Genomic DNA, 11,474 nt, shown 5'->3' with positions numbered 1-11,474 from the left:
CGCCCGGTTACATTCCGAACCCGGAAGCTAAGCCTCACAGCGCCGATGGTACTGCAGGGGGGACCCTGTGGGAGAGTAGGACGCCGCCGAACAATTCTTCGAGAAAACCCCCGCCGGGCATCCGGCGGGGGTTTTCTGCTTTTCCGATGCTTTTCCGCGTCCCCGGGGCGCTCAGAGCGGCAGCTTGAAGCCGACGTGGGAGGCTGTGAAGCCGAGCCGCTCGTAGAAGCGGTGGGCGTCGGTGCGGGTGGCGTCGGAGGTGAGCTGGACGAGGTCGGCGCCGAGGTCGCGGGAGCGGTCGACGGCCCAGCGGATGAGGTCGGTGCCGAGGCCGCTGCCCCGCTCGTCGGCGTGGATGCGGACGCCCTCGATGATCGCGCGGGTGGAGCCCTTGCGGGAGAGGCCGGGGACCAGGGTCAGCTGGAGCGTGCCGACCGTGCGGCCGGCGCGTTCGGCGACGACCAGGTGCTGGTGCGGGTCGCCGTCGATGCGGGCGAGGGCGGCACGGTACGGGGTGAGGTCGTCGGGGCTCTCGCGGGTGGCGCCCAGGGGGTCGTCGGCGAGCATCGCCACCACCGCCGGCAGGTCGTCTTCGGTGGCCCGGCGGATCGTCAGATCGGTCATGACCAGAGGATAGGCCGCCCCCTCACCCGCACCCCCGGCCGGTAGCCCCCGCAGGACCCCCTCAGGGCCCTTCTCGGGGGTGATCTGCCGTCACTCCCCGGGCTTCGCGGTGGTGATGACGGCGAAGGCGGCTCCGTGCGGGTCGTCCAGCTGGGCGAGGCGGCCGACGCCGTGGACGTCCGACGCGGGGATCCGCACGGTGGCGCCGAGGGTGCCGGCGATGGCGAGGCTGGCGTCGACGTTGGGGACCTCGAAGTAGGGGAGCCAGTGGGAGGCGGTGCCGGCGGCGGTCCGCGCGGGGTCGAGTTGCACGATGCCGCCGTGGGCGTCCTCGGTGCCGCCGCCGGCCGGGGTGAGGACGGTGTAAACGAGGCCCTCGACCGGGACGTCCTGTTCCTGCCAGCCGAAGACGGCGCGGTAGAAGGCCTTGGCGCGTTCGGCGTCGACGCTGTGGCACTCGGTCCAGCAGAGGCTGCCCTCGTCGTCGACGGCCTCCAGGCCCCGGGTGTCGTGCGGCTGCCAGACCGAGAACTCGGCGCCGGTCGGGTCGGCGTAGCCGGCCATCCGGCCCGCGGTGAAGACGTCGAAGGGGGCGAACCGGACGCGGCCGCCGGCCTGTTCGACGAGTTCGGTGGTGCGGTCGGCGTCGGGGGTGGCGAAGTAGACCGTCCAGCCGGGCTGGTCGCTCTCCTCGGTGAGCGGGCCGAGCGCGGCGACCGTGCGGCCGTCGAGCCGGAAGAAGCCGTAGCCGCCGGCCTCGGGGCCGCCCGAGTCGAAGGTCCAGCCGAACAGGGCGGTGTAGAAGTCGACGGAGGCCCCGGTGTCGGGGCTGCCGAGGTCGAGCCAGTCGGGGGAGCCGGGGCGGAAGGCGGTGTTGAGCATGGCGGCACTGCTCCTCGGACGGGCCCGTGCGGGTGCGGGCGCGGTCGGCGCTCCCCCCGCCCCTCCCAGCCTGGCACCTGCGCGGGGGCGCTGCACGGCAGGGCCGCGGGGGCCGTCCGGCGCGGATTCGGGGGTGTCCGGGGCGGGCGGTACGGTGCGTAGCGGAAAGGTCCACCCGTACCGGTCGAAGGGGGTCCCGGTGGCCAGGCAGGCGCAGTCGGGGCAGGAGGTGCCGCGCCAGCTCGCACAGGTCGAGGGCGTGCTGGAGCGGATCACGTACGCCAACGAGGAGACCGGTTACACGGTGGCCCGGGTGGACACCGGCCGGGGGGCGAACGACCTGCTGACGGTGGTCGGGGCGCTGCTGGGGGCGCAGGTCGGCGAGTCGTTGCGGTTGCACGGGCGGTGGGGTTCGCACCCGCAGTACGGGCGGCAGTTCACGGTGGAGAACTACACCACGGTGCTGCCGGCGACGGTGCAGGGCATCCGGCGGTACCTGGGCTCGGGGCTGATCAAGGGGATCGGGCCGCGGTTCGCGGAGCGGATCGTGGAGCGGTTCGGGGTGGACACCCTGGAGGTCATCGAGAACGAGCCGGGGCGGCTGATCGAGGTGCCCGGGCTGGGCCCGAAGCGGACGAAGAAGATCGCGGCGGCCTGGGAGGAGCAGAAGGCCATCAAGGAGGTGATGGCCTTCCTGCAGGGGGTGGGGGTGTCGACCTCGCTGGCGGTGCGGATCTACAAGCAGTACGGCGACGCCTCGATCGGGGTGGTGCGCAACGAGCCGTACCGGCTGGCGTCGGACGTGTGGGGGATCGGGTTCCTGACGGCGGACCGGATCGCCCAGGCGGTGGGGATCCCGCACGACAGTCCGGAGCGGGTGAAGGCCGGGCTGCAGTACGCGCTGTCGCAGAGCAGCGACCAGGGGCACTGCTACCTGCCCGAGGAGCGTCTGATCGCGGACGGCGTGAAGCTGCTGCAGGTGGACGTCGGGCTGGTGATCGAGTGCCTGGCGGAGCTGGTGGCGGCGGAGGGGGTGGTGCGGGAGTCGGTGCCGGGGGACGCGGGCGAGCCGATCACCGCGGTGTACCTGGTGCCGTTCCACCGGGCGGAGATCTCGCTGGCCAACCAGTTGCTGCGGCTGCTGCGTTCGGACGCCGACCGGATGCCGTGGTTCGGTGCGGTGGACTGGCCGGTGGCGCTGGAGTGGCTGGCGAAGCGGACCGGGGCGGACCTCGCTCCGGAGCAGGAGCAGGCGGTGCGGCTGGCGCTGACCGAGAAGGTCGCGGTGCTGACGGGGGGTCCGGGCTGCGGCAAGTCGTTCACGGTGAAGTCGATCGTGGCGCTGGCGCTGGCGAAGCGGGCGAAGGTGATGCTCGCGGCGCCGACGGGGCGCGCGGCGAAGCGGCTGGCGGAGCTGACCGGGGCGGAGGCCTCGACGGTGCACCGGCTGCTGGAGCTCAAGCCGGGCGGGGACGCCGCCTACGACCGGGACCGCCCGCTGGACGCGGACCTGGTGGTGGTGGACGAGGCCTCGATGCTGGACCTGATCCTGGCGAACAAGCTGGTCAAGGCGGTGCCGCCGGGTGCGCACCTGCTGTTCGTGGGGGACGTGGACCAGCTGCCGTCGGTGGGGGCCGGCGAGGTGCTGCGGGACCTGCTGGCGCAGGACGGCCCGATCCCGTCGGTGCGGCTGACCAGGATCTTCCGGCAGGCGCAGCAGTCGGGGGTGGTGACCAACGCGCACCGGATCAACGAGGGGAAGCCGCCGTTGACGGACGGTCTGGCGGACTTCTTCCTGTTCGTGGAGGAGGACGCGGAGCGGGCGGCCGGTCTGACGGTGGACGTGGTGGCGCGCCGGATCCCGCAGCGGTTCGGCTTCGACCCGCGCCGGGACGTCCAGGTGCTGGCGCCGATGCACCGGGGGCCGGCCGGGGCGGGGAACCTGAACACCCTGCTGCAGGCGGCGGTGACGCCGGCCCGGGAGGGGCTGGCGGAACGGCGTTTCGGCGGGCGGACGTTCCGGGTGGGGGACAAGGTCACCCAGATCCGCAACAACTACGACAAGGGGCGGAACGGCGTCTTCAACGGCACAGTGGGAGTGGTGACCGCCCTCAGCGCGGACGACCAGCGGCTGACGGTGCTGACCGACGAGGACGAGGAGGTGGGCTACGACTTCGACGAACTGGACGAGCTGGCCCACGCGTACGCGGTGACGATCCACCGCTCGCAGGGCAGCGAGTACCCGGTCGTGGTGATTCCGGTCACTATGTCCGCTTGGACGATGCTCCAGCGAAATCTGCTCTACACCGCCGTGACCAGGGCGCGGAAACTGGTGGTACTGGTCGGGTCACGGAAAGCGATCGCGCAGGCCGTGCGGGCCGTCAGTGCAGGTCGGCGGCATGCCGCGCTCGATCATCGGCTGGCAACTGGATGATTATCCAACGGGATGGTTGCCTCTAATGTTCTCTTGACGTGAAGAGATTTACGGCAGAGCCTAGGGTGGTGCCGATCTTGTCCGGTTCGTACCGGCTGCGGCGGCAGGTTTTGTAGGGGCGGGCCCTTTCGGGCCACCCCGGGTGCGCGGCTGTCCTCCAGATGGGGGATGGTGGAGACAGTCAGGGCACCTTGGAAGAGGATTCATTTCGTCGGTGAGGAAGACGTGAGCGACAACTCGGTAGTACTGCGGTACCAGGACGGCGAGTACGAGTACCCCGTCGTCGAGAGCACTGCGGGCAACGCCGGCTTCGACATCTCGAAGCTGCTCCCGCAGACCGGCCTGGTCACCCTGGACAACGGCTTCGGTAACACCGCCGCGTACAAGTCCGCGATCACCTTCGTGGACGGCGACAACGGCATCCTGCGGTACCGCGGCTACCCGATCGAGCAGCTCGCAGCACAGGGCGGCTTCATCGAGACCGCGTACCTCCTGATCAACGGTGAGCTCCCCAACGCCGGCCAGCTGGCGGACTTCAACCGCGAGATCACCCAGCACACCCTGCTGCACGAGGACGTCAAGCGCTTCTTCCAGGGCTTCCCGCGGGACGCCCACCCGATGGCCATGCTGTCCTCGGTCGTCGGCGCGCTGTCCACGTTCTACCCGGAGAGCCACAACCCGTTCGACGCGGACCAGCGCCACCTGTCGACCGTCCGCCTGCTCGCCAAGCTGCCGACGATCGCCGCGTACGCGTACAAGAAGGCGATGGGCCAGCCCTTCGTCTACCCGCGCAACGACCTGAGCTACGTCGAGAACTTCCTGCGGATGACCTTCGCGGTGCCCGCCGAGGACTACGAGCTCAACCCGGTCATCGTCAACGCCCTGGACAAGCTGCTCATCCTGCACGCGGACCACGAGCAGAACTGCTCGACCTCCACCGTGCGCCTGGTCGGCTCCAGCCACGCCAACCTGTTCGCCTCCATCTCGGCCGGCATCTCCGCCCTGTGGGGCCCGCTGCACGGCGGCGCCAACCAGGCCGTGCTGGAGATGCTGGAGAGCATCCAGAAGGACGGCGGCGACGTCGACGCCTTCATCACGAAGGTCAAGAACCGCGAGGCCGGCGTCAAGCTGATGGGCTTCGGCCACCGCGTCTACAAGGCCTTCGACCCGCGCGCCGCGCAGGTCAAGCTGCTCGCGCACGAGGTCCTCGCCCAGCTCGGCAAGAACGACGAGCTGCTGGAGATCGCGCTCAAGCTGGAGGAGCACGCCCTCAAGGACGACTTCTTCGTCTCGCGCAAGCTCTACCCGAACGTGGACTTCTACACCGGCCTGATCTACCGCGCCATGGGCTTCCCGACCAGCATGTTCACCGTGCTGTTCGCCCTCGGCCGGCTGCCGGGCTGGATCGCCCACTGGCACGAGATGATCAACGACCCGACCAGCCGGATCGGCCGCCCGCGCCAGATCTACACGGGCACCGAGATCCGCGACTACGTCGCCCTCGGCGAGCGCTGACGCAGAACCGGAAGGGCCCGGCCGCACCGTGGTGCGGCCGGGCCCTTCGGCGTCCCCGTGGGGACGGAACCGTACGGCGCACGACTCCGGGGCCGGGCCGTGACCGGGGACGGCCGCTCAAAGCGTCCCTGGCCCGTCACAACCCCGGCGCCGTGCGCGAGGTCGTCATGGTCGACGACCGTCCCGGGGCCCGCCGGAGCCCCGTCGGCGGCAGCCGGTGGCGGTGCGGGGACGCGTTGCCGTTCGTAGCGTCTCCACCCACCGGAAAACTGCCGCACTACCAACCTAAGACGTATCAGGGTGCGAGAAGTTACGCCCGGGGGGTGTGAGCTGCCTCTCGCCACGCTCCGTGTGCGCCTCGTGTCCGGCCCATACCACACGATCCCGCGCGGGCTACGTCACCCTCCCCGCAGTCACGGCAACCGAGCGTGATAGGAATCGTGGCATTCCGGTACGGACCGCCCCGCACCCTCGCAGCGTGGCGGCGGAACTGGGGAGGGAGTGCGCAGATGGCCAGGAACGTGGTTGTCACCGGCGGTGGCACGGGAATCGGGTACGAGGTCGCGCGGCGGTTCGCCGAGGCGGGCGATCGGGTCGTGATCGTGGGCCGCCGCCGCGAGGTGCTCGAGGCGGCCGCGGCCGACCTCGGGACGAACGTCACCCCCCTGGTGTGCGACCTCGCCGACCCCGACGCCGTCGAGGCCGTGCTGGGCGACCTGCCCGAGCGGATCGACGTCCTGGTCAACAACGCCGGGAGCCGGGAGACCGTGATCGGCGGCGGGCCGCACGCCCTGCTGGCGCGCTGGCGCGGCGACTTCGAGCGCAACGTGCTGACCGTGGTGCTGCTCACCGAGTCGCTCCGCGACCGGCTCACCCCCGGCGCCGGCCGGGTCGTCACCATCAGCTCCATCGCCGCGCTGCGCGGGGCCGGTTCGTACGGCGCGGCGAAGGCCTCGCTGCACGCCTGGAACCACTTCCTGGCCGCCCAGCTGGGCACCTCGGGCATCACCGCCAACATCGTCGCGCCGGGGACGGTGGCCGGCACCGAGTTCTTCGGCCCCCGGCTGGACGAGGCGGAGGTCTCCCGCCGGGCGGCCCGCACCCTGCTCGGTCGGATCGGCGAGACCGGCGAGGTCGCCGGGGCGGTGTACTTCCTGGCCTCGCCCGAGGCCGGCTTCATCACCGGCGAGATCCTGCACTGCAACGGCGGCGAGCTGCTCGGCCGCTAGGACGTTGCCGCGGGAGGGGTCCGGACCGGGCGGTCCGGGCCCCTCCGGCGTGCGGCGGGTGCGTCAGGACGGCCGGAAGCGGCGCAGCCGCAGGCTGTTGGTGACCACGAAGACCGAGGAGAAGGCCATCGCGGCCCCGGCGATCACGGGGTTGAGCAGTCCGGCCGCGGCCAGCGGGATCGCCGCGACGTTGTAGCCGAACGCCCAGCACAGGTTGCCCCTGATGGTGCCGAGCGTGCGGCGGGAGAGCCGGATCGCGTCGGCGGCGGCCCGCAGGTCCCCGCGGACGAGGGTGAGGTCGCCGGCCTCGATGGCGGCGTCGGTGCCGGTGCCCATGGCCAGGCCGAGGTCGGCCTGGGCGAGTGCGGCCGCGTCGTTGACACCGTCGCCGACCACGGCGACGACCCGGCCCTCGGCCTGAAGCCGACGGACGGTGGCGAGCTTCTCCTCCGGCATGACCTCGGCGATGACGTGTTCCGGGGCGATGCCGACCTCGGCGGCGACGGCCTCGGCGGCCGCGCGGTTGTCCCCGGTCAGCAGCACCGGCGTCAGGCCCAGGGCGCGCAGCCGGGCGATCGCCTCGGCACTGGTCGGCCGGACGGCGTCGGCGACCTCCAGCACGGCCCGCGCCGCGCCGTCCCAGCCCACCACGACGGCGGTGCGGCCGGCCGCCTCGGCCGCGGCCCTGGCCCGCTCCAGGGCCGGCGGCAGCGGTGCCGTCCCCGCCCGCCCGGCCGTCACCGGGCGGCCCTCGACGACACCCCGCACGCCCCGGCCGGGTGTGCTGCGGAAGTCCTGGACGGGCGGCAGGCCGCCGGTGCGCTCGGCCGCGGCGGTGGCGATGGCGCGGGCGACGGGGTGTTCGGAGGCGTGTTCCAGGGCGCCGGCCAGGCGCAGGGCCTCGGCCTCGGTGACGCCCTCGGCGGTGTGCACGGCGAGCAGGGTCATCCGTCCGGTGGTGACGGTGCCGGTCTTGTCCAGGACGACGGTGTCGACCTTGCGGGTGTTCTCCAGCACCTCGGGGCCCTTGATCAGGATGCCGAGCTGGGCGCCGCGGCCGGTGCCGACCATGAGCGCGGTCGGGGTGGCCAGGCCGAGGGCGCACGGGCAGGCGATGATCAGCACCGCGACGGCCGCGGTGAAGGCCGCGGTGGGGCTGTCGGTGGCCAGCAGCCGGCCGACCAGGGTGGCCAGCGCGATCAGGATGACGACCGGGACGAAGACGGCGGAGATGCGGTCGGCGAGGCGCTGGGCGGCGGCCTTGCCGTTCTGCGCGTCCTCGACCAGCTGGGCCATCCGGGCGAGCTGGGTGTCGGCGCCGACCCTGGTGGCCTCGACGACCAGCCGGCCGCCCGCGTTGACGGTCGCACCGGTGACCGCGTCGCCGACGGAGACCTCCACGGGCACCGACTCACCGGTCAGCATCGAGGCGTCGACGGCGGAGCCGCCCTCGACCACCGTGCCGTCGGTGGCGACCTTCTCCCCGGGGCGCACCACGAACCGGTCGCCCACCGCGAGCTCCGCGACCGGGATCCGCACCTCCTGCCCGGCCCGCAGGACGGCCACGTCCTTGGCCCCCAGGTCGAGCAGGGCGTGCAGGGCAGCTCCCGCCCGGCGCTTGGCGCGGGCCTCCAGGTGGCGGCCGAGCAGGATGAGCACGGTGACTGCGGCGGCCGTCTCCAGGTAGAGGGTGGAGGAGGCGTCGGCCCCGCCGATCGGGGTCGAGAAGTCGTGGTGCATCCCGGGCCGGCCGGCGTGGCCCCAGAACAGCGCCCAGAACGACCAGCCGAAGGCGGCCAGGGTGCCGAGGGAGACCAGGGTGTCCATCGTCGCCGCGCCGTGCTTGAGGTTGGTCCAGGCGGCGCGGTGGAACGGCAGGCCGCCGTGCACCACGACCGGGCCGGTGAGCGCGAAGGCCAGCCACTGCCAGTTGGTGAACTGCAGGGCCGGGACCATCGAGAGCAGCACGACCGGGAGGCTGAGGACGGCGCTGGTCAGCAGCCGGTCGAGCAGGGGGTCGGCGGGCTGTTCCGGCGCGGGGCGGTCGGCCGTGGCGGCGGGGGTCGGCCCGGGCTCGGCGGGGGCCGGCGGCGGCGGGAGCTCGGCGGTGTAGCCGGTGCGTTCGACGGTGGTGATCAGGTCCTCGAGGGAGACCCCGGGGCCGTAGTCCACCCGGGCCCTCTCGGTGGCGAAGTTGACGGTGGCCTCGACGCCGTCGAGCCGGTTGAGCTTCTTCTCGATCCGGGCCGCGCAGGAGGCGCAGGTCATCCCGCCGATCGACAGTTCGACGCGCTCGCGGGCCCCGGTGCCGGCTGCGCCCTGTATGCCGGGGGCGGCGGCGGTCATGCTCCCACCTCGATCATGCGGATCAGCTCCTTGGAAGGGTGTGCGGCGGGGTCCGCTGCCCGGGCCCCGCCGCACCGGGGGTCAGACGCTGCGGCCGACCAGTTCGTAACCGGCCTCGTCGACCGCGGTGCGGACCTGCTCGTCGTCCAACGGCGCGAGGGAGGAGACCGTCACGGTGCCGGCCTTGGCGTCGGCGGCGACCCCGGTGACGCCGTCCAGGGCGGTGAGTTCCTGGCTGATCGCGTTCTCGCAGTGGCCGCAGCTCATGCCGGTCACGGTGTAGGTGGTGGTGCTGGACATCCGGGCCTCCGGGGGTGCGCTGACCCGGGCGTCGGCCCGGGCTCTGACTCTGGCGACCACCGTACCCCTCAGGGGTATTTCGCGGAGGGGTGGGGCGGTGGGCGTGCTGATCGTCCCTTATGTTCGATATGTGTTCCCGATCCGCCGCGCCCAGTCGCCCTCGGCCCCCACGGCCGCCGCACTGCCACCGGGCCGTCGGCGCGGCGCCCTGCTGGCCACCGACCTCCAGGACGTGCCGTTCTGGCGGCGGGCCTCGCCCGCGCTGCTCGCCGTCCTGCTGGTCGGGCTCGCCGACCTGCTCTCCGGCAAGGACCGCTACCTCGCCCCGCTGATGACCGTCGTCCCGGCCGTCGCCGCACTCACCCTCAGACCGGGCGAACTGCTCGCGGTCTGCGCACTCGGACTGGTGGCCGTCTTCGGACTCAGCCACTACGACGAGGTCGACAACATCAACGACGCGCGCTTCCTCTACGGGGCGATGGTCAGCTACGTGGTGCTCACCGTCTTCTCCGCCTGGGTCGCGAAGATCCGGATGCGGCGCGCCGCGGCCTTCGCGGCCGTCAGCTCCGTCGCCGAGGCCGCCCAGCGGGCGCTGCTGCAGCTGCCCGGGCCGGTCGTCGGGCCGCTGCGGCTGGCCGTCCGGTACGTCTCGGCGGCCGACGCCTCGCGCATCGGCGGGGACCTCTACTCGGTGCTGGAGACCCCGCACGGCACCCGGGTCGCGGTCGGCGACGTCCGGGGCAAGGGCCTCGCCGCGGTGCAGACCGCGGCCGTGGTGCTGGGCGCCTTCCGCGAGGCCGCGTACGACGAGTCCGGCCTGCGGGGCGTCGCCGCCCGGATCGAGGCCAGCGTCGAGCGGCACGTGCCGGACGGGGAGTTCACCACCGCGCTGTTCGCGGAGTTCCGCACGCCCGGGGTGATGGAGCTGCTGCAGTACGGTCACGTCCCGCCCATCCGGGTCGACGGGGACGGGCGGGCGCACGTGCTGGACGCCCCGGACCCGTGGGTGCCGCTCGGCCTCGGCCGGCTGGCCGCGGGGGAGCCGGCCAGCTGGGGACAGCCCTTCGGGACCGCGGACGTCCTGGTGCTCTGCACGGACGGGGTGGTCGAGGCGCGGCACCGCGAGGACGGGGCGTTCTACCCGCTGGCGGAGCGGGTCGGGCCGCTGGTGCGGGGTGCCTGCGGCTCGGCCGGGGAGCTGGAGGCGGCGGTCGGGCGGGTGTACGCGGACCTGCTGGCGCACACCGGCGGGGACCTGCGGGACGACGCCCTGCTGCTGTTGATCGCTCGGACGGACGGCTGACGCCGGGGGCCCGGCGTTCCGGACGCGCCCGGGCTGGGCCTCGCGGTCGGGTCTTTGCGGGCTGGGCCTCGCGGTCGGGGCCGAGCCTGGAGGGCCCGGCCCCGGAGGCCCGTCGGGGCCCTCAGCCGGCGCTGACGGCGGCGAGGGCCCGGAACAGCAGGGCGGTGGAGGTGGCGCCCGGGTCCTGGTGGCCGATGCTGCGCTCGCCCAGGTAGGAGGCGCGGCCCTTGCGGGCCCGCAACGGAACGGTGTCGCGGGCGCCCTGTTCGGCGGCGACCGCGGCGGCCTCGGCGGCCTCGGGGAGGGCGGCGCCGGCCGCGGCCGCGGCGCGGAACGCGGCGACCGCCGGGGTGTAGGCGTCCACGATGGTCTTGTCCCCGGGGTCGGCCTTGCCGAGCGCGCGGACGGCGTCCAGTCCGGCGGCCAGCGCCTCGGCCACGTCCGCCGGGCCGGCCGGCCCGGGCAGGGCGGCGCCGACGGCCCGGAGGGCCTTGCCGTAGAGCGGGCCGGAGGCACCGCCGACCTTGGAGATCAGCGTGCTGCCGGTCTTCGTGAGGACGGCGCCGGGGCCGGCCGGCGCGAGGCCGTCGAGGGCGGTCAGGGCGGCGGCGAAGCCCCGCCGGAGGTTGCTGCCGTGGTCGCCGTCGCCGATCGCGGAGTCCAGCTCGGTGAGCCGGGCCTGCTCCTCCTCGACGGCCGCGGCGGCGGCGCGGATCCAGGCCTCGGCCAGCCGGGCGTCGAGGAGCCGGGTGCCGGGCGCCTCGGTGTCCGGCAGCGGTGCTTCCGGCGGTGCTGCGTGCGGAGCGTCCGGTGCGGGGGACGGCGGGTCGATGGCGGCCAT

The 11,474-nt window shown here is 73.4% G+C and carries 9 protein-coding genes and 1 rRNA gene; 5 read left to right on the top strand and 5 right to left on the bottom strand.

Annotated features, from left to right (window positions below; genetic code table 11):
• Positions 1–92 (top strand): 5S ribosomal RNA (gene rrf, locus AB0N04_RS20535); the annotation flags it as partial.
• A 79-nt stretch (positions 93–171) separates the two neighbouring features.
• On the opposite strand, the gene AB0N04_RS20530 is transcribed toward rrf, so the two are convergent.
• Together AB0N04_RS20530 and AB0N04_RS20525 are read right to left on the bottom strand one after the other, a co-directional pair.
• Positions 172–624 carry a GNAT family N-acetyltransferase gene (locus tag AB0N04_RS20530; RefSeq protein ID WP_360223222.1) on the bottom strand — a complete coding sequence of 151 codons (453 nt, stop codon included), beginning with the start codon at positions 622–624 and terminating at the stop codon, positions 172–174.
• A 90-nt stretch (positions 625–714) separates the two neighbouring features.
• Positions 715–1,506 carry a VOC family protein gene (locus AB0N04_RS20525; RefSeq protein ID WP_360223219.1) on the bottom strand — a complete coding sequence of 264 codons (792 nt, stop codon included), beginning with the start codon at positions 1,504–1,506 and terminating at the stop codon, positions 715–717.
• Positions 1,507–1,705: 199 nt separating this feature from the next.
• On the opposite strand from AB0N04_RS20525, the gene AB0N04_RS20520 reads away from it, so the two are divergent.
• The 3 genes from AB0N04_RS20520 (at position 1,706) to AB0N04_RS20510 (ending at position 6,684) form a co-directional block, all read left to right on the top strand.
• Positions 1,706–3,940: an ATP-dependent RecD-like DNA helicase gene (locus tag AB0N04_RS20520; protein ID WP_360223216.1), complete on the top strand. Its 2,235-nt coding sequence runs from the start codon at positions 1,706–1,708 to the stop codon at positions 3,938–3,940.
• Between the two features lie 225 nt (positions 3,941–4,165).
• Complete coding sequence (locus AB0N04_RS20515) at positions 4,166–5,455, top strand: citrate synthase (RefSeq protein ID WP_360223213.1); 1,290 nt, start codon at positions 4,166–4,168, stop codon at positions 5,453–5,455.
• Positions 5,456–5,964: 509 nt separating this feature from the next.
• Positions 5,965–6,684 carry an SDR family oxidoreductase gene (locus AB0N04_RS20510; protein ID WP_360223210.1) on the top strand — a complete coding sequence of 240 codons (720 nt, stop codon included), beginning with the start codon at positions 5,965–5,967 and terminating at the stop codon, positions 6,682–6,684.
• Between the two features lie 63 nt (positions 6,685–6,747).
• Here the strand turns inward: AB0N04_RS20510 and AB0N04_RS20505 are convergent, their stop codons facing one another.
• Positions 6,748–9,030, bottom strand: coding sequence for a heavy metal translocating P-type ATPase (locus tag AB0N04_RS20505; protein ID WP_363364984.1), 2,283 nt, complete (start codon positions 9,028–9,030; stop codon positions 6,748–6,750).
• Positions 9,031–9,111: 81 nt separating this feature from the next.
• Positions 9,112–9,330, bottom strand: a complete 219-nt coding sequence (locus tag AB0N04_RS20500; protein WP_360217051.1) for a heavy-metal-associated domain-containing protein — start codon at positions 9,328–9,330, stop codon at positions 9,112–9,114.
• 97 nt (positions 9,331–9,427) lie between these two features.
• Here AB0N04_RS20500 and AB0N04_RS20495 point away from each other — a divergent pair, with 97 nt between their 5' ends.
• Entirely contained in the window at positions 9,428–10,633 is a 1,206-nt protein-coding gene (locus tag AB0N04_RS20495) for a PP2C family protein-serine/threonine phosphatase (protein ID WP_363364982.1), read from the top strand.
• A 121-nt stretch (positions 10,634–10,754) separates the two neighbouring features.
• On the opposite strand, the gene dhaL is transcribed toward AB0N04_RS20495, so the two are convergent.
• Positions 10,755–11,474 carry a dihydroxyacetone kinase subunit DhaL gene (gene dhaL, locus AB0N04_RS20490; protein ID WP_360217045.1) on the bottom strand — a complete coding sequence of 240 codons (720 nt, stop codon included), beginning with the start codon at positions 11,472–11,474 and terminating at the stop codon, positions 10,755–10,757.

Origin of the sequence: Kitasatospora sp. NPDC051702 (assembly GCF_040681575.1) — a bacterium.
GTDB lineage: Bacteria > Actinomycetota > Actinomycetes > Streptomycetales > Streptomycetaceae > Kitasatospora.
The sequence above is the reverse complement of the archived record's forward strand: the minus strand, read 5'-3'. Positions and strand labels throughout refer to the sequence as shown.

Excerpts from the sequence above, each read along its gene's own strand:
- AB0N04_RS20500 (WP_360217051.1), bottom strand. The coding sequence starts at position 9,330 with ATGTCCAGCACCACCACCTACACCGTGACCGGCATGAGCTGCGGCCAC.
- AB0N04_RS20505 (WP_363364984.1), bottom strand. The coding sequence starts at position 9,030 with ATGACCGCCGCCGCCCCCGGCATACAGGGCGCAGCCGGCACCGGGGCC.
- AB0N04_RS20530 (WP_360223222.1), bottom strand. The coding sequence starts at position 624 with ATGACCGATCTGACGATCCGCCGGGCCACCGAAGACGACCTGCCGGCG.
- AB0N04_RS20510 (WP_360223210.1), top strand. The coding sequence starts at position 5,965 with ATGGCCAGGAACGTGGTTGTCACCGGCGGTGGCACGGGAATCGGGTAC.
- AB0N04_RS20525 (WP_360223219.1), bottom strand. The coding sequence starts at position 1,506 with ATGCTCAACACCGCCTTCCGCCCCGGCTCCCCCGACTGGCTCGACCTC.
- dhaL (WP_360217045.1), bottom strand. The coding sequence starts at position 11,474 with ATGGCCGCCATCGACCCGCCGTCCCCCGCACCGGACGCTCCGCACGCA.